A 19194-nucleotide genomic window follows, 5' to 3' on the forward strand; every position below is an offset into this window, starting at 1 on the left:
GATAGCAGGCTTCCCGGAGAATCTTTCAATTTTTAATCCTTTAATCTTTTAATTTCTCAATATTCTTACATTGCTACATTTTATCTAAAATAGTATATTTGTACCAACTATAAAGAAACAAAAAAGAATGCTTGTAATAGGAATTGCTGGTGGTACGGGATCCGGCAAAACTACAGTTGTTGATAAAATACTTCAACAGCTTGATATTGAGGGAATGAATATCCTCTCTCAGGATAATTATTATCATGATAACCAAAATCTAACCCTGACAGAAAGAGAGGCTCTCAATTATGACCATCCGAAGTCTATAGATTTTGAACTGTTGATAAAACATGTTAAAGCTTTAAAAAATAATGAGTCTATTGAACAGCCCATTTATAGCTTTGTAACGCATTCCAGAACAGGAGATCATGTCACTGTAGAACCTAAGAACGTATTGGTAGTAGAAGGGATTTTAGTTCTTACCAACAAAGAACTGTTGAAAGAATTTGATCTGAAGGTATTTGTTCATGCAGACTCTGATGAAAGATTAATCAGAAGGATCAGAAGAGATACCCAGGAAAGAGGAAGAGACCTTGGTGAAGTATTACACCGTTACCAGACTACCCTGAAACCAATGCACCAGGAATTCATCGAGCCATCTAAAAATGATGCCGATCTTATTATCCCAAATATGAAACAGAATTCCGTAGCGATTGATTTTTTAACTACTGTTATTAAAAACTCGTTGAGAAAACATTAAAAATGGAAGAAAACAACCTTATCAAAGACATTCAGCCGAAATCTGAAACATTGAAGCTGATCCAGAAGTATATCTTGAATAAATATACCATTACAATCTGTATGTTTTTGGTATGGATGGTTTTCTTTGATAAAACCTCATTTCTCGTCATTAATGAACTGAATGGTGAGATCAGTAAATATGAAGATCAGCTGGAGTATTATAAAAAAGAATACGAAAAGAATGATGCTTTCTATAAAAAACTGATGAACAACAAGTCAGAAAAGGAAAAATATGCACGGGAAAATTATTTTATGAAAAAACCGAATGAAGAGATCTTCATTTTGGTTGTTGATAGCGCAAAAGTCGCCAAGAAATAATAAAAGTTGAATAGGATAAGTCAATAATGAGGTCAATTCAATGGGCATGTTAATTCTTTATATTGAAATTCACATGTACGGTAAAATTGACCATTGACAGTTCACATCACAAATACATAAAACTAATGTCAAATAACATACTTCCAAACTGGGAAAACTTAGTCAAAAAACAACTTAAAACAGAGGATATTTACCCTATTTTAGAAAAGGAAAATCTGGAAGGAATAGAGGTAAAACCGTTTTACACAGAAGTTCAGAAACCTCTGGTAAACTTGCCTAAAGTTGAAGAAAGTACCCATCTGGTAGCTTCTTACCATGAAAGTCTGGAAGACGAAGTATTTGCATTTTTATTAGACCGGAATGTAGAAAATCTGGAAGAGAAAACAATTTTCGTTAATAATAAAGAACTGGCCGGCCATATCAGCCCAAAAGAAGAAGATCAGTACTTTTCCCTGATTGACGTTTTTAACGAAAAAGATGGAGGTATTGATGATCAGCTGGCAAAAGAACTGTTGGCAAAAGATTTTAAAAGAAACATCTGTGTTGATATCTCATTGCATCAGAATGCCGGAGCAGCCATTTACCAGCAGCTTGGTATTGCCCTTGCTAAAACTAAAGAACTTATAGAAAACTATGGTCCTGAGATTGTAAGCAAACTGATTTTCAGACTGGCTGTAGGAGGAAATTACTTCTTTGAAATGGCCAAACTGAGAGCGTTTAAAATTGTTTTCAATCAGATTTCCAAAGAGTATGGCTTAGATGAAGTTCCCTATATTTTTGCAGAAACCTCTTTAAGAAATAAAGCCGTTTCTGATAATGAAAATAACCTGATCCGTTCTACACTGGAGCTTGCTTCAGCTATGATTGGTGGTGCAGATGCTGTTTTTACCAATAATTATCTTGTAGAAAAAAGCACTGAAAATTCAGAAGAAATTTCTTTTAAACAACAAATCGTTCTGGCCTACGAAAGTATTATCAATGTATTTGAAGATGCTTCCAATGGAAGTTATTATATAGAAGATATTACCAGACAACTGGCAGAGAAAGCCTGGGACCTTTTTGTTGAGATAGAAGATGCGGGAGGCTATCTGGAGCTTTTAAAGCAGGGTGTGGTTCAGAAAAAAATCTATGATCATGCTGTTAAAGAGCAGCAATGGGTGGAAGAAGGAAAAATAAAACTGATTGGCGTTAATTTATATCCCAAATTAGACGTTAAAAAGTCCATTGACGAGTTATATAACGAAAAAGAAATAAAAGCGGTACGTTGGGCAGAAATGTTTGAATAAACTGCTTTTAATCATAAACTATACAGACTTTCACAGATGACTACATAATGATTCTGTGAATTTTTGTATAAGGTTTTAATGTATATAGCGTTGATTGGACGAAGTCTATATTTTCTATATACAATAAATTGAAAAATAAACGGAAATATTAATGGGATATCATCTGTGAAATTTGTGGAAAATAAACTATTAAATCAAGAAGTTCAACATTATATTAATGCCAATCTGCATACAGATTTACATGCATTGCTGTTAAAAAAATCTCCTTTTCCTGAAGTTTCTGCCCAGGAAATTGTACAGCAGATCAAAGGAAGACAGGTGGCAGAGAAAAAGTTTCCTTTTCTCTTAAAAGAAGGGATTATTTTTCCACCACAGCTCAATTTAGAGCAGTCATCATCCGAAAAAACAGCTTTTTATAAATCAGAAATTATAAAGGGGGAAAAATTTATTGATCTCACAAGTGGTTTTGGAATTGATGCTTACTATTTGTCAAAAAATTTTGATGACATTACCTTAGTGGAACAAAATACTGAACTTCTGGAAGTTGTGGAACATAACTGGAGCGTTATAGGGAAGAAAGCAAATTTTGTGAATCAAAAACTGGAGGATTTCTTACTTGAGAATAAAGAGCATTTTGATACCATTTATTTAGATCCGGCCAGAAGAGATCACCAAAAGAATAAAGTTTTTCTTTTGGAGGATTTGTCTCCCAATATCCTTGAAATTCAGGAAAAGTTATTATCTATTTCTAAACAGGTGATTATCAAACTTTCCCCATTGATTGATCTGAAATACCTTATTTCTGTTGTACCGGATATTTTCAGGATTGATATTGTTGCTTTGAAAAATGATGTAAAGGAAATTGTCATCTTCCTGTCAAATGAAAAAGTAAACGAAATCAAATGCTATTGTGTAAATCTTGAAAGTGGAGAATCACCTTTTAATTTTATGTTTCGGGAAGAAGAAAATGCCCGTTCAGAATATTCTGAACCCGAAAAGTTTATTTATATTCCCAATAATTCCATTTTAAAAGCAGGAATCTTTAATTTGGTCTCAGAAAAATTTGGACTTAAAAAACTTCATCCTAATACCCATATTTATACTTCATCTGAAAAAAAAGAAAATTTTCCGGGAAGGATTTTAGAGATGGAACTGATTGATTCTAAATGCGTTAAAAAGAAATCACAGTTCAATATTATTTCAAAAAACCATCCTTTAAAGCCTGATGAAATTAAAAAGAAATATGGTTTAAAAGACGGAGGAGAGCACTACCTTATTTTTACACAATCCAAAAAAGGGAAAATAATTTTAAAATCAGTCTAAAAATGTTGCCGAAAAAAGCAGGATTTCTTAATTTTGGGCAATCAAAAATTTAAGCATGAGAAAATTAGTTATATGTTTAGCGATTGCAACTGTAGCTGTAAGCTGTAAAAAAGTATCAGCAGGAGGGAATAAAGGTACTTTAAAACTTGAAGAAGGAGTAGAGAGATATTCTGATGATGCACAAGGTGGAAAAGCTCATGGTCATGAGGCTGCTGCTGAAGGGCACAAGGAAGAAGCTGCTGCAAAACCTGAAGCTCCAAAAACAGATAGCGCTGCTGCAAAATCTGCTGAAGCTCCGAAAACGGCTGAAGCTCCAAAAGCTGAACACTAATTATAAGTATAAGACGTACAAGTGCCCTGTTTCTACAGGGCATTTTTTATTAAAAAAATGAATGTTGGGAGAATAAGTAATTCGTATGGAAAATCCTGTGTTTTTACTTGGCTCTGAGAGGCATTTTTTTTAATTTTAACAAAATAAATTTTTACAATGCAAGAGACATTAAATTACATTAACGAAAACAAACAACGTTTCGTTGATGAATTATTTGAGTTACTGAGAATTCCTTCCATTTCTGCAGATCCGGCTTATAAAAATGATGTATTGAAATGTGCGGATGTATGTGCAGCGCACCTTAAAAATGCAGGGGCTGACAATGTTGAAATATGTGAAACAAAAGGATACCCTATTGTTTTTGGTGAAAAAATCATAGACAAAAATTTACCAACAGTATTGGTGTATGGACATTATGATGTGCAGCCGGCAGACCCGTTGGAGCTATGGAGAAAACCACCTTTCGAACCTTATATTGAAAAAACAGAACTTCACCCGGATGGAGCTATCTTCGCAAGAGGGGCTGCAGACGATAAAGGACAGTTCTTTATGCATCTGAAAGCTTTTGAAGCTATGATGAAGACAAACACTCTTCCATGTAACGTTAAATTTATTTTAGAAGGTGAAGAAGAAGTAGGTTCTGTAAGTTTAGGAGATTTCGTTAATGAAAATAAGGAAAAATTGACGTGTGACTGTATTCTTATTTCAGATACCCATATCTATAGCAATGAACAGCCAACTGTAACAACAGGATTAAGAGGGCTAAGCTATGTAGAAGTAGAAGTGGAAGGTCCAAACAGAGACTTACACTCCGGACTTTACGGAGGGGCTGTTCCCAATCCTATCCATGTACTTTCAAGAATGATTGCTAATCTGATTGATGAAAACGGTCATATTACAATTGATGGATTCTATGATAACGTGGAAGTAGTATCTGATGCGGACAGAGCTGAAATGAACAAGCTGAAAGACAATCCTGAAGAATTCAAGAAATCAATCGGATTAAGCGGTATAGAAGGTGAAAAAGGATATACAACTCTTGAAAGAGCCTCTATTCGTCCTACATTAGACTGTAATGGAATCTGGGGAGGATATACAGGAGAAGGCGCTAAAACAGTAATTCCTTCAAAAGCTTTTGCTAAAATTTCAATGCGTTTGGTTCCTTACCAGACTCCTGAAGAGATTACCGAGAAATTCACAAAATATTTTGAAAAAATAGCTCCGGAAACTGTAAAGGTTAAAGTTACTCCTCACCATGGAGGAATGCCTTATGTGTTGCAAAGTGATACCAAAGAGTTTTTAGCAGCTAAACAGGCTATGGAAACAGCATTTGGTAAAGAAGTGCTACCGTACAGAAGTGGGGGAAGTATTCCGATCACAGCGATGTTCGAGAAAGTTCTGGGAGCTAAGTCTGTATTAATGGGCTTTGGACTGGATTCTGACGCTATTCACTCTCCAAATGAGCATTATGGTTTGTTTAATTTCTATAAAGGAATTGAAAGTATCCCATTGTTCTTTGAAAATTATTCAAAATAATAGTACTTATTATATCAATATCTCAAGCGCTTCTTTACAGGAGCGCTTGATTTTTTTATATATCTAAATAAGCTCGTGAAAAAAAAGGATTCACACTTAGAAAATTCCCCATACAAATCTGAAAGACAATGCTCAATTAAACAGGAACCCAATCATTTTTTCCTCCGGTTTACTATGTGGAGATTTATAGTAAAATTGTAAACCGCTTTTGTATCAAACACCTTGCCCTGTTATGTTTTTTAGGGGTTGTAAATTAGTGACAATAATCGGATTTCTGCTTGATGAATGGTATTTTTTTAATTCTTTGAAGTTTTTATTTTTATTCCGAAACTTAAACTTTACTATGAAAAAATACTACTCAATCGCATGTGTCTTACTTTCAGTATTTTCTTTCGCTCAGCAATCTATTTCCTTTGAAGATAACGAAGGTTTTTTAGCCGCCAATATCCATGGACAAAATAATTGGATAAGTACTCCTACAGGAGGAAATCCAGCTCATGTCATGAATCAGGTTATTAGTCAGGATTATGCCAGTAACGGAAATGCTTCCCTGAAAATTGTCAAAGAAAATACCTATGGAACCCAATCGGAACCTATCATCGGCGGTTTTTATAATTTGCCGACACCACTTCTCTATACCCTTTTTTCGGTTTCATTTGATATTAATATCTCTCAGCTTGATGGCTCTGTTTTTGGATTCCAGGGAGTTGACAGTATTGCAGAGCAGCTGGTCGTAAGGCTTGATTTTGATAAGACAGGTGCCATAAAAGTTTTAGACAAGGTTTCCGGTTCTTTGGAGCTTGTTTCTACTTCTGAAACCTGGTCTCCAAATACCTGGTATAGATTTAAAGTTATAGGAACAGCCTCAGATATCAGATATTATCTGAATGACACTTTGATATATACAGGATTGGCTGTAAGCTCACTCAATATAGATCAGCTTCGTTTTGTACATGACAATGCTTTGGGAACAGCTTATATTGATCAGATTAAGATCAATTCCGAGACCATTCTGACGGTTAAAGATGATAAGACGGGCTATCATGCAGTATCATTATATCCTAATCCAACAACAGATTTTATAAAAATAAATACGCTGGATGTAATAAATAAAGTAGAGGTGTATGATGGTGCCGGAAAAAAGATGAATATAGGATTACAGAATAATACAATAGATGTAAAGCACCTTTTACCAGGGCTTTATTTTATGAGCATACAGTCAGGAGATAGAACCTTTACGGAAAAGTTTGTAAAAAAATAACCATTGAAGGCATGATGAAGAATAAAAATAAAATTTAGCAAAAAGTGATATTTTGTTTAAAAAATTAACTTTATGATGTTGTTTTAATATTATTTTAACGTGTTTAATTGATGATTTTTAATGCAATATTTTTATATAAAAACGCTGAATAGTTGATTATTACTTGTTTTTTTAGATGTTTGATGTTTTTTTTAGAATAAATATTCTATTTTTGCGTCGAATTAAAAATAAATAATATCATGAAGAAATTTTTACTAGTTGCGTGTGGAGCTGCATTTTCAATTGGAGTTTCAGCGCAAACAGTTTTAAATGAGAATTTTAATGCTTTAACATTAGGGAATTTAGCCACTGATGCAACGGGAAGTTTACCAGGGCAGGGAGGCTTTTATATCTATGGTGGAGTAGGAAGTGATTATCAGGTAGCAGCACTGGATGCAGCCCATGGTAATTCTTTAAAAATTAAAAGTGGTGCAGGGTATGATGATCTTGACAATTCCTCAAATGTTAGATTTGCCTTTAAATCAATCACCACAACTGCTACAGCGGGAAATAATATCCTGAAAGGAACTTTGGATATTTATACAGGACCGGCAACGGGTGCTGGTAAAATCCAATGTGCAATGTATGATGCTGCCGGTGCTGGAATTGTTGGAATAAATTATGATTATTCTACAAAAACCATTAGTGGTATGGGAAGATTAACCCCAGCGGGAAGTACAGCAAGATTTTACAGTATTGGACTGGGATCTGCAACCTATGCGGCTAATACATGGGTATCAGTGTCATTTACATATAATAAAACAACGGGTGCATATTCCTGGACGTATCCTGAAGGAACATTTAATTTCACAAATGCCACAAATCCGGGGTATAGTGTTTCTACCGGTTTAGTCCCGGCTGAGCTTGATTTTGTTTCATCGACAGATGAAGGAAATACTGTAGCAAATGAGGCTTTCGTAGATAATGTTAACGTTATGTATGGAAACTCTGCAACCCTTGGAACTGCGGATGTTTCTGTTTCTGCAAAAGCTCCTGTATCTGTTTATCCTAACCCGGTTTCAGATGTCTTAACCATTAAAGCAGAAGCAAAGATAAATAAGGTTGAAATCTTTGATATGAGCGGTAGAAAAATTAATGTTGACATCAATAATGATAAAGTAAATGTTGGAGGCCTGAATGCAGGAAGCTATATCATTAATATTGAAACGAAAGAAGGTAAAACGACAGAGAAATTTATAAAAAAATAATACCTGATAAATCTTAGTATCAGTAAACGCTCCAATTGGAGCGTTTTTTTGTTGTAATCAATTCTGAAAAGTATAAATACCCTTTTATTAAACCAAATTGCACAAAGAATATTAATGAATTTATTAACTAATTTATTCTTTTTCATGCAATTTTATAAGTGAATGGTGTGGTTTTTGGCTTTTTATTGATTATTTTATAAATCTATTATTTTAAATTTGGAATAGAATATAGGTGTACTTAACTTGTTGTAAAATAAAAAATTATGATGAGAAAAATTTTACTATTGAGTGCATTTCTAGGTTTAACTTTATTAAATGCACAGACAGTCGTGTTTCAAGAAACGTTTGATACCGCTGTTGGATGGACAGTAATTGATAGAGACGGGGATACAAGGAACTGGGGGATTTATACAGGAAGTGCAACTTCTGATGGCTGGGGATTTTCTGGGAATGTTGCAGGTTCAGCATCGTGGTTACCAGCTGTGGGAGCATTGACTCCTGATAATTTATTAATTTCACCAGCAATAACACTTCCTGCAACTGGGACTTTATCATTGAGTTTTCTAGTAGGATCTTCTGATTCTCAGTTTTTTGCAGAACATTACGCAGCGTATGTGTTGCCAAGTAGTGCTACAGCATTTACAGGTACTGAAACTCCTTTGATTGAAGGAACTGTAACAGCGGGTAGAACAGCAATAGCTAAAACGGCAACGATTCCTAGTAATCTGGCTGGCCAGAGTGTAAAACTCTATGTTAGACATTTTAATACTAATGATCAAAACCTTTTGATAGTAGACAATATTAAAATTACACAAACAGGAACACTGGGCACTGCTGAAAATAAGATATCTAAGGTTGAGACCTCTCTATATCCTAATCCTGTATCCGATGTTCTTACGATTAAATCTAAAGAAAAAGTAAACAAAGTGGAAGTTTATGATATCAGCGGAAGAAAAGTAGTTGCAGATCTAGACGGAGATAAAGTAAATGTTGGAAACCTGAATGCTGGAAGCTATATCATTAATATTGAAACGAAAGAGGGTAAAACGACAGAGAAATTTATAAAAAAATAATACCTGATAAATCTTAGTATTAATAAACGCTCCAATTGGAGCGTTTTTGTTATATAGTATAGTGTCCTTTGTTATACAATTTAATCATGCTTTTATGATGGTGAGCACGCTGAAATTAAAAGCTTTATAATATGTATAGAGAAAATTATAAACTCATAGTATATCACTGTTTTATTATATAATGTATGAAGAGAGTTTTTTCTTTTCACGAGTTGTGTATTAAAATTATTCTATATATTTTTATAATTAAAGAAAAAAATTAATAACATGAAAAAGATAACAGTAATTTTATTCGCGCTATTGGGTGCGAATTCTCTATTTTCTCAACAATGGACAGGTAATAACACGAATACGGATCCTATTTACAGAGGAGGTTCTGTAAGTGTAGGGACAGCTCAATCTTATGATAAATTTACTGTAGGTAAAGGAAATTTAAGAATGGTAGATGGAGCTGTTAAATTTGGTTATTTTACACCGGGAATAGGAGTGAATCATGATTCTTACTTTACTATACAGAATTTTAGAAGTCTATCGGGTTCTAACGCTAATGGACTTTATATATATCCATCTCACTCCGGTTTAAGCCCAATAAATGATGTTCCTTCCGAAAGCAAGGTTTTCTTTGTTTCTTCTACCTCTAAAATAGGGATGGGAACCAATACTTTGACCTGTGTAGACTGTGACGACTATCGTTTGTTTGTAAAAGATGGTATTAAAACTGAGAAATTAAAAGTTGAAATTGCAGCTAATAACGGCTGGGCTGATTATGTTTTTGCCAAAGATTATAAACTGATGCCTTTAAAAGAATTGCAGGCCTATATTGATGATAAAGGACACCTGCCGGAAGTGCCTACTACGGAAGAAGCTATCAAAAATGGTATAGAACTTAAGGAAATGAATATTCTTCTTCTTAAAAAAGTAGAAGAACTGACCTTGTATACATTGCAACAGCAGAACCAAATGGAGAAGCAGCAAAAGTTTATGGATGAACAGAATAAGCGTATTGAAATCCTGGAGAAAAAACATGTAAATAATTGATCAACCAACTAAGTATTATTTATGAAAAAACTTTTTTTATCAATGGGCTTGGTTGCCTCATTTCTGGCATATGCCCAGGGTGAAAACAATAACTGGTACTTCGGTTATCAGGTAGGAATTAATTTTTCAGGGAGTGCTCCTCAGTTTGTAAATGGCAGTGCCATGAATAATTTAAATTCATCAGCAACAGTAAGTGATAGTAGTGGAAATTTGTTGTTTTATAGTGATGGGGGTGAGGTTTGGAACAGAGAACATCAGATAATGCCTAATGGGCTTATTGAGCATGGTGGGCGTCAGCTGGCTACTGTAAAGCATCCTACGAATCCTAATTTATATTATATTTTTGCAGCAACATGGATGTATAATAATGGGGTAATCCGGTATTCAGTAGTTGATATGTCTTTGGGAGGTATCGGATCAAACGGGCAGCCCTTGGGTGATGTCGTGCAAAATCTTATAAAAGTTCCTGTTTTAGATGATCAGGGAAATGAAATTAATGATGCGAGAGCAGTAACAGTTGTTCCACACGGAGATGGTAATTCTTATTGGGTTTTAGTAACTAATGGGAAGAAATTATACGCCTATCGCCTAAGCGGTTCAGGATTAAGTACAACACCGGTTGTGAATGATTTAGGTACTTCAGGTTTTTTAACCGGTTATGACGGAATCTCTATGAAGGCCTCTCCTGAAATAAAGAGTTCATGTAATTATTCACACTTTATATGTATAAACAATTCCAATCCCGGTACAAAAGAAAACGAAGGAATGGTACGCTCTTTTGATAATTTTTCAGGATTGATTACTACAGATTACAATTTGTCTATTGCAGGAACAGATGCTTTTAATGCCGAATTCAATCAATATGCTAATATACTGTACGTAAGTGGTTATTATGGAGTTGGGAATACTACTACCTTCTATGCTGTAGATCTGCTCAATTCTACGAATTCCAATGTGGTATACACCCCAATTTATAACGGAATGTGGGGAACAGGTGGTCTAGGTTATCCCAGTACTATCCAAAGGAACTCGAAAGGAGATATTTATTTTCATATGGTTAACTATAATGCAGGACAAAGTCTGAGCCAAATAGTAAATCCCGATGTTTATGGGCAAAGTTCAATTAATCTTAACGTCCTGAATTATCCTAGTGCTATGATTTATGTGGGAGCTTCCAACAGCTTTCCTCAATTACTTCCTACACTTTCAAAAAGAACAGGTACTTGTGTTACGTCATATGATTTAACTACTGCCGAGATGCATAATACACCTTATACTTATCATGCAAGTAATACCATTACTACACAGCTCAATTATAAAGTGAATTCAACTCAGAATATCACGATGAAGGCAGGAAATAGTATTAGTCTTCTTCCTGATACTTATATCGAGAAAGGGGCTCAATATTTAGCGGAAATAGAAGATTGCAGATGCTCGGGAGGTGAGGTTGAGGCAAAAAGGCAAAACTTAAAAGATAATATGCGTTTGAATTTAAGGAATATACAACCCGATAAAGCAAATGATAAAAAGGAACTTATTACAAAAGTGAAGTTATTCCCGAATCCGGCCTCGGATATTCTAAATATTCTCACTTCTTCAGATATTAAAAATATTTCTGTTTCAGATGTATCAGGAAAAGTAATCAATGTAAAGCTAGACGGCAATAAGATTGATATAAAGAATTTGCCGTCAGGAAATTATATTCTTAGTATAGAAACAAAAGAAGGAAAAACCAGTCAGAAATTTATAAAAAAATAATACCTGATAAATCTTAGTATCAGTAAACGCTCCAATTGGAGCGTTTTTGTTATTTTAGAGAATTAAATTTTTTATGCTATGTCAGAAAATAAAACAGCTTATATAACAGGAGGAACTAAAGGAATAGGCTTTGGGATCGCGAAAATATTGCTGGAAAATGGTATCTCGGTGGCATTTTCGGGAAGAAAAAGAGATGATGTTCTAAAAGCTGAAGAAGAGCTTAAGCAGTATTCTGAAAATGTGTTAGGGATTGTTTCTGATGTAAGAAGCCTTGAAAGCGAACAGGAAGCTATACAATATACTTTGGAAAAATTCGGAAGACTGGATTTTGTTATTGCCAATGCCGGATTAGGTATTTTTAAGCCGGTAGATGAGCTGACAGCTGAAGAATGGAATGATATGATAGAAACCAACCTTACCGGCGTTTTCTATACCCTAAAAGCTTCTGTTGAAGAACTGAAAAAGACAGAAGGTTATTATATTACCATTTCAAGTTTGGCAGGCGCTAACTTTTTTGAAAATGGAACAGGTTATAATGCTTCAAAATTTGGAGTCGTAGGATTTACTCAGGCAGCAATGATTGATTTAAGAAAATATAATATTAAATCTACAGTCATTATGCCCGGATCAGTGGCCACTCATTTTAACGGAAATACCCCATCCGAAAAAGACAGCTGGAAGATTCAGCCGGAAGATATGGGAAATCTTATATTGGATATTTTAAAGATGAATCCTAGAGTTTTACCAAGTAAAATAGAGTTTAGAGCAACAAAACCAGGAAAGTAAATACTTCTAATGTATTGAATAATAATTTAGTAAGTATTATGCATGCATAATATATTTTTTATTTATATTAGCAAAAATTAATTCAAACAAAATCTCTGCATAAACCGTTGTTGGTTTTGTGCGTAAAAGGGAAAAAATAAAATAGTACACATGAAAATATTAGTTTGTATTAGTAGTGTTCCGGATACTACTTCGAAGATTAACTTTACAGCAGATAAATCTGCTTTCGACAAAAACGGAATTCAGTGGGTAATTAACCCTTTAGATGAATTTGCGTTAACAAAAGCGGTTAAGCTTCAGGAATCTCAAGGAGCTACTGTAACTGTAATTAACGTAGGAGACGCTGCTACAGAACCGGTAATCAGAAAAGCTCTGGCGATTGGTGCAAATGATGCTGTAAGAGTAAACCTTGATCCTAAAGACAGCTATTCTACAGCGAAAGAAATCGCTGCTGTAGCTCAAAACGGAGGATATGACCTTATCCTTTGCGGGAAAGAATCTATCGACTATAACGGTGGTTCAGTTCCGGGAATGGTTGCTCAATTGCTAAACCAGCCTTTCGTTAACGCGTCAGTAGGATTAGACGTGAATGGAAGCGAAGCAACTGCTATAAGAGAAATTGAAGGAGGAAAAGAAACTATTTCTGTAAAACTACCGGCAATTATTGCAGGTCAGAAAGGATTAGTAGATGAAAAAGACCTTATCATTCCGAATATGAGAGGAATTATGTCTGCAAGAACAAAACCTTTACAGGTAGTAGAACCTACTTCTTCTGAAGTGAAAGTTCAGGGAGTATCTTATGATAGCGTTCCTCCAAGAGCTGCTGTAAAAATGGTTTCTCCGGACAATTTAGATGAGTTGGTAAGATTACTTCACGAAGAAGCTAAAGTAATCTAGTATTGAGGTAGAGGCAAAGTTTGGGTCCCACTCAATCCTTAGCCTTAATCTAAACCCTTATTTTAATCTTTAAATTATTTTAAAAATGGCAGTATTCGTATACGCAGAAAATATAAACGGAGTTTACAAAAAAGCAGCTTTTGAAGCGGTTTCTTATGCTAAAGCTGTTGCTGATAAAGCTGGAGATACAGTGACAGCAATCACCGTAAACCCTACCGATTCTTCAGATTTATTATATAAGTATGGAGCATCTAATGTAATTAATATCAAAGACGAAGGTCTTAAGAGCTTTTCAGCAAAAGCATATGCTCAGGCAGTAAGTGAAGTATTAGACGGAAATATTATTGTTTTCCCTCATACTACTGACGCTTCTTCAATTGCTCCAATGCTTGCAGTAATGAAGAACTATTCTTTACTTACTAACGCTTTGGAAGCTCCTGAAAGTCTTTCACCTTTCCAGGTAAAAAGAAAAGCATTCTCAGGAAAAGGATTTATGCATGCAAAAGCTGAAGGAAACGGAGTTATTGTTACTGTTTCTCAGAACGCTTTCGGAGTAAAAGAAAATGCTGTATCCGGTTCAGAAGAAGTGAAAAACCTTTCAGTAGCTAACGAAGATACTAAAGTGATCTCTCACGAGCAGAGCTCAGGAAAATTAGATCTTAAAGAAGCAGAAGTTGTAGTTTCTGCGGGAAGAGGTATGAAAGGACCTGAGAACTGGGGTATGATTGAAGAGCTGGCTAATGTTTTAGGAGCTGCTACAGCATGTTCTAAGCCTGTTTCTGATATTGGATGGAGACCTCACACAGAGCACGTAGGACAAACAGGTAAAGCTATTGCACCTAATCTTTACATTGCTGTAGGGATTTCGGGAGCTATTCAGCACCTGGCTGGAGTAAACTCTTCAAAAACTATTGTTGTCATCAACAGTGATGCTGAAGCACCTTTCTTCAAGTCTGCAGACTATGGAGTAGTAGGAGACGCTTTCCAGATTATCCCTGCACTAACAGAGAAAATCAAAGCATTAAAAGGATAAAAATGAATGGAAAATAGCCCGGGAGCTCTGCTTGTTAATAGTAATAATTCACTTGCAGCGTAACCTAACTATTGACCATTGATCGTCATACACAATACAATAAAAGCTCGGCTTTCCGGGCTTTTATTTTTGTGTGAAAAAGTAAAATCACAATAAAAAATTAATCTATATTTGTAGCTATGGATTATAAGCAGCTAATTATTCGCGGAATATCGTATAGTCAGACCCAATCGGGGGCTTACGCATTGTTATTGGAGCATGAAGAAACACACATAAAATTACCTGTTGTTATAGGAAATTTCGAAGCCCAGTCTATCTCTTTAGGACTGGAAAAAGATATTCATCCGCCACGTCCTCTTACCCATGACTTATTCACAAAATTTATAGTTTCTGCCAATTATGAATTGGTTTCTGTTATTATTTATCAGATTGTAGATGGTGTTTTCTTTTCAAACATCAATTTTAAAAGTAAAACGACTGAGGAAGAATTAATCCTTGATGCCAGAACTTCTGATGCTGTTGCAATGGCAGTAAGATTTGATGCGCCTATTTTTACGACCCAGCAGGTCTTAAACGAAGCCGGAATTTTACTGGAACTGGAAGATGTAGCAAAAGAAGAGCAGGGCTTTTCAGAAACTGTGCAGAATGAAGACAACTTAACATCCCTTTCTATGGAGGAACTTCAGAAATTATTGGATGATGCCGTTAGAGAAGAAGATTATGATACTGCTCTTGAAATTCAGGAAGAAATTAAGAGGAGGAAAAAGAAAATTGATTAAAAGAGATACTTTATATAAACTATGAATTTAAAATTACGACTGACCATCCTCAGTTTTCTCCAGTTTTTTGTCTGGGGAGCATGGCTGATTACGATGGCTAACTTCTGGTTTGGCACAAAACATTGGGAAGGAACACAGTTTGGAGCTGTCTTCGGAACAATGGGAATTGCTTCCATATTTATGCCTACCATTACTGGGATTATTGCTGACCGTTGGGTAAACGCCGAGCGTATTTTCTCAGTTTTGCATATCCTTTACGGGGCTATTCTTTTCATTTTGCCGCATTCTGCTGATCCTAATTCTTTCTTTTCGGTGATGCTTGTGGCAATGTGTTTTTATATGCCTACCATTGCCCTTGCCAACTCTATTTCATACACCATCCTTAAAAACAATAATTTGGATGTAGTAAAAGATTTTCCACCAATTCGTGTGTGGGGAACTATTGGTTTCATTGTGGCTATGTGGATTACAAATCTTACAGGGAATAAAGCAACTGAAGGACAGTTTTATATCGGAGGGGCAATAGCAATTGTTTTAGGAATCTATGCCCTTACTTTACCGAAATGCCCGCCACAAAAATTAATAGACAAAACAGCTCCTTTATCTGAGCAATTAGGGCTTAATGCATTTAAGCTTTTTGGGAACTATAAAATGGCTTTGTTCTTTTTGTTTTCAATGCTTTTGGGAGCAGCACTTCAGCTGACAAATGCATATGGTGATGTATTTTTAAGTGAATTTGCCCATTTTCCAAAATATGCAGATTCATTTGTAGTACAGAGATCTACTATTATTATGTCTATTTCTCAGGTTTCAGAAACCCTGTTTATCTTGGCAATACCTTTCTTCTTGAAGAAATTTGGAATTAAAAAAGTAATGTTAATGTCTATGCTGGCATGGGTGTTAAGATTTGGATTCTTTGCCTATGGTGTTCCGGATGGCTATGGATTATCATTAATCATCCTTTCTTGTATTGTATACGGAATGGCTTTTGACTTCTTTAATATCTCAGGATCTCTTTTTGTGGAGACCACTACAGATAAGAATATCCGTTCTTCTGCTCAGGGGTTATTTATGATGATGACCAATGGATTTGGAGCTGTTTTTGGAAGTTATATTGCAGGGTGGGCTATAGATAGATTCTTTACCCATAAGTTTACCACTGCTTCAGATCTTTCTGCGTACTTGGATACAACAGCTGACAATCCTACTTTCCTGGAGATTTTAAAAACAAGTTTTAATGCAGTTGTGAATTCTGATGGAACGCTTTCTTCAGTGGTTATGGTGAAAGACTGGCAGCAGATATGGCTTTCTTTTGCTATTTATGCCTTAGTACTTGCTATATTTTTTGCTATACTGTTTAGACATAAGCACAATCCGGAAGAGCTGTCTTCAATAAAACATTAATTCAATTAATCATAAAAAATAAAAATTGCACTTTTGTCATGAAAGTGCAATTTTTTATTAAAGACCTTTTAGGGAATAAGTTTGGTTCCCGTAAACTGCTAATCAGGGATGAAAATTGCATGATAAATTACAATTTTAATTTTCTCTTTTGATAATAAAAATACCATTTTATTATTAAATAGATATTTTAAGCAAAGAATATTTGTTATTAATTATTGTTTTTATGTGAATGTTCTGTTTTTGAAATACATCATTTGGAAATGTGTTTTTTTTCGTATTTTGGCACTTTAGTAAATATGAAAAACATTCAGTTATTAGGACTTTTATTAGTGGTTATAGGGAGTTTTTTACCTTTGGTACATGTACCTATTATCGGAAATTGGAACTATTGGAAACTTAACCACTATTTAGCCATCACGTGCTGGCTTTTTGCAGCATGTGCCGTCTTTGGAATCGTAAATAACAATACGAAGATCGTAAGGTTTTTTGGTATTCTGCTGATCCTATTCTTTATATTCACATTGATCGCAGTGAAAATGCAGTCTTTAGATTATTTCAGCTTTTTACCTTTTAAATCATGGAGAGAAACCTTTGCAGGGGTCGTAAAACTGAAATGGGGCTGGGGAGTAGAGTTTCTGGGAGCCTTACTGATGATCGCCGGAGGAAGGAGTAAAAAAGTAAATAATAGAACACAGATATGAGATTTTTTAAAATTTTTCCGGTAATGATGATATTACTGGGTGTTTCACAGGTTAAAGCTCAGAGATTTGAACTGAAAAAACCGGATAACCCGGCCAAATGTGCCAGTATAAAAGAAGGAAGATTCGTTCGCGTAGACTATCCTGCCGGAATTTGGAATATGACCATTAAAGACAATGTTCAAACGGAATATTTTAATAATGGTAAAGAATATATAAAATCATCGCTTGTTTTTTTGAATGACTGTAGTTATAAAGCCATAGTCATAGAGAAAACAGCTCAAAATGATCGCATAAAGGTTGGTGATGTCTTCAGCAATATCATTACGAAGACTCAGGACAACTATTTACAAATACAGACACGTATCGGGAACTCTCAGATAGAGCTGATATATGCAAAAGCAAAATCAAAATAAAATTATACACATGAAAGAAGTATTCATTGTTTCCGCAGTAAGAACTCCGATGGGGAGTTTTATGGGAAGCTTATCAACAGTTCCGGCTACAAAGCTGGGAGCTACTGCAGTAAAAGGGGCATTAGATAAAATTGGTCTTGATCCTAATAATGTTCAGGAGATCTATATGGGGAATGTACTGCAGGCTGGAGAAGGTCAGGCACCGGCTCGTCAGGTAGCTTTGGGAGCGGGTCTTTCAATACATACACCTTCTACTACTGTAAATAAAGTTTGTGCTTCAGGAATGAAAGCTGTAACAATGGCTGCACAGGCTATTAAAGCAGGTGACGCTGAGGTAATTGTTGCTGGTGGTATGGAAAATATGTCTTTAGTACCTCATTACTATAATGCAAGGGTAGCTACAAAACTGGGTGATATCAAAATGCTGGATGGTATGGTATTAGACGGTCTTACAGATGTATACAATAAAGTACATATGGGAGTATGCGCAGAAAAATGTGCTGCTGACTATAATATTACAAGAGAAGAACAGGATAATTTTGCAGTAGAATCTTATAAAAGATCAGCAAAAGCCTGGAGCGAAGGGAAATTTAATGACGAAATCGTACCGGTTTCTATTCCTCAAAGAAAAGGAGAACCTATCATCTTTGCAGAAGATGAAGAATATAAAGCTGTGAATTTCGACAGAATTTCAACGCTTCCTACTGTATTCAAGAAAGAAGATGGTACGGTAACAGCTGCTAATGCTTCTACATTAAATGACGGTGCTTCAGCTTTAATTCTTGTTTCTAAAGAGAAAATGGAAGAATTGGGGCTTACACCTCTAGCAAAAATCGTTTCTTATGCTGATGCAGCACACGAACCTGAAAACTTTACAACAGCTCCAGCAAAAGCATTGCCTATTGCTCTTAAGAAAGCAGGGTTGGAAGTTTCAGATATTGATTTCTTTGAATTTAATGAAGCTTTCTCTGTAGTAGGACTGGCTAACAATAAAATTTTGGGATTGGATGCTTCTAAAGTAAACGTAAATGGCGGTGCTGTTGCATTGGGACACCCACTGGGAAGTTCTGGTTCAAGAATTATCGTTACATTGATCAACGTATTGAAGCAGAATAATGCAAAATATGGTGCTGCAGCTATCTGTAATGGTGGTGGTGGTGCTTCTGCAATCGTGATTGAGAATATCTAATATTCTGTATAATAATACATTACCATTAAGGAATGGAT

Annotated in this window: 19 protein-coding genes; all 19 read left to right on the forward strand. The window is 35.2% G+C overall.

Going from position 1 to position 19194, the window contains the following annotated elements:
- Positions 1–127 precede the first annotated feature (127 nt).
- The 19 genes from udk (at position 128) to B8967_RS00815 (ending at position 19156) form a co-directional block, all read left to right on the forward strand.
- Positions 128–742 (forward strand): uridine kinase, encoded by a 615-nt coding sequence (gene udk / locus B8967_RS00725; RefSeq protein WP_047494887.1) that lies wholly within the window; start codon positions 128–130, stop codon positions 740–742.
- 2 nt (positions 743–744) lie between these two features.
- Positions 745–1101, forward strand: coding sequence for an FtsB family cell division protein (locus B8967_RS00730; protein ID WP_047494884.1), 357 nt, complete (start codon positions 745–747; stop codon positions 1099–1101).
- 125 nt (positions 1102–1226) lie between these two features.
- A complete protein-coding gene (locus B8967_RS00735; RefSeq protein ID WP_084083895.1) occupies positions 1227–2387 on the forward strand; it encodes a methylmalonyl-CoA mutase family protein in 1161 nt (386 codons plus the stop codon).
- A gap of 174 nt (positions 2388–2561) precedes the next feature.
- Positions 2562–3710, forward strand: a complete 1149-nt coding sequence (locus B8967_RS00740; RefSeq protein ID WP_084084883.1) for a class I SAM-dependent methyltransferase — start codon at positions 2562–2564, stop codon at positions 3708–3710.
- A 55-nt stretch (positions 3711–3765) separates the two neighbouring features.
- Positions 3766–4041, forward strand: coding sequence for a hypothetical protein (locus B8967_RS00745; RefSeq protein WP_047494873.1), 276 nt, complete (start codon positions 3766–3768; stop codon positions 4039–4041).
- 156 nt (positions 4042–4197) lie between these two features.
- Positions 4198–5577 (forward strand): dipeptidase, encoded by a 1380-nt coding sequence (locus B8967_RS00750; protein ID WP_047494870.1) that lies wholly within the window; start codon positions 4198–4200, stop codon positions 5575–5577.
- Positions 5578–5920: 343 nt separating this feature from the next.
- The gene (locus B8967_RS00755; protein WP_179140013.1) at positions 5921–6838 is read left to right on the forward strand and encodes a T9SS type A sorting domain-containing protein; all 918 of its coding nucleotides are present in this window, start codon (positions 5921–5923) and stop codon (positions 6836–6838) included.
- Positions 6839–7077: 239 nt separating this feature from the next.
- Positions 7078–8085, forward strand: a complete 1008-nt coding sequence (locus B8967_RS00760) for a T9SS type A sorting domain-containing protein (protein ID WP_084083899.1) — start codon at positions 7078–7080, stop codon at positions 8083–8085.
- Positions 8086–8369: 284 nt separating this feature from the next.
- Positions 8370–9158, forward strand: coding sequence for a T9SS-dependent choice-of-anchor J family protein (locus B8967_RS00765; protein ID WP_179140014.1), 789 nt, complete (start codon positions 8370–8372; stop codon positions 9156–9158).
- A gap of 267 nt (positions 9159–9425) precedes the next feature.
- Complete coding sequence (locus tag B8967_RS00770) at positions 9426–10196, forward strand: hypothetical protein (RefSeq protein WP_047494861.1); 771 nt, start codon at positions 9426–9428, stop codon at positions 10194–10196.
- A 21-nt stretch (positions 10197–10217) separates the two neighbouring features.
- The gene (locus B8967_RS00775; RefSeq protein ID WP_084083902.1) at positions 10218–11954 is read left to right on the forward strand and encodes a T9SS type A sorting domain-containing protein; all 1737 of its coding nucleotides are present in this window, start codon (positions 10218–10220) and stop codon (positions 11952–11954) included.
- A gap of 78 nt (positions 11955–12032) precedes the next feature.
- Positions 12033–12740, forward strand: a complete 708-nt coding sequence (locus B8967_RS00780) for an SDR family oxidoreductase (protein ID WP_047494855.1) — start codon at positions 12033–12035, stop codon at positions 12738–12740.
- A 150-nt stretch (positions 12741–12890) separates the two neighbouring features.
- Positions 12891–13637 (forward strand): electron transfer flavoprotein subunit beta/FixA family protein, encoded by a 747-nt coding sequence (locus tag B8967_RS00785; protein ID WP_047494853.1) that lies wholly within the window; start codon positions 12891–12893, stop codon positions 13635–13637.
- Between the two features lie 85 nt (positions 13638–13722).
- Positions 13723–14670, forward strand: coding sequence for an electron transfer flavoprotein subunit alpha/FixB family protein (locus tag B8967_RS00790; protein ID WP_047494850.1), 948 nt, complete (start codon positions 13723–13725; stop codon positions 14668–14670).
- 179 nt (positions 14671–14849) lie between these two features.
- Positions 14850–15449, forward strand: a complete 600-nt coding sequence (locus B8967_RS00795) for a bifunctional nuclease family protein (protein WP_047494847.1) — start codon at positions 14850–14852, stop codon at positions 15447–15449.
- A 21-nt stretch (positions 15450–15470) separates the two neighbouring features.
- A complete protein-coding gene (locus B8967_RS00800) occupies positions 15471–16853 on the forward strand; it encodes a nucleoside permease (RefSeq protein WP_047494844.1) in 1383 nt (460 codons plus the stop codon).
- 296 nt (positions 16854–17149) lie between these two features.
- The gene (locus tag B8967_RS00805) at positions 17150–17554 is read left to right on the forward strand and encodes a hypothetical protein (protein WP_084083904.1); all 405 of its coding nucleotides are present in this window, start codon (positions 17150–17152) and stop codon (positions 17552–17554) included.
- A gap of 23 nt (positions 17555–17577) precedes the next feature.
- Entirely contained in the window at positions 17578–17967 is a 390-nt protein-coding gene (locus B8967_RS00810; protein WP_123863318.1) for a hypothetical protein, read from the forward strand.
- 10 nt (positions 17968–17977) lie between these two features.
- The gene (locus tag B8967_RS00815) at positions 17978–19156 is read left to right on the forward strand and encodes a thiolase family protein (RefSeq protein WP_084083908.1); all 1179 of its coding nucleotides are present in this window, start codon (positions 17978–17980) and stop codon (positions 19154–19156) included.
- Positions 19157–19194 lie beyond the last annotated feature (38 nt).

The sequence above is a fragment of the Chryseobacterium sp. YR221 genome (assembly GCF_900176315.1).
In the GTDB taxonomy this organism is placed as follows: Bacteria; Bacteroidota; Bacteroidia; order Flavobacteriales; family Weeksellaceae; genus Chryseobacterium; species Chryseobacterium rhizosphaerae.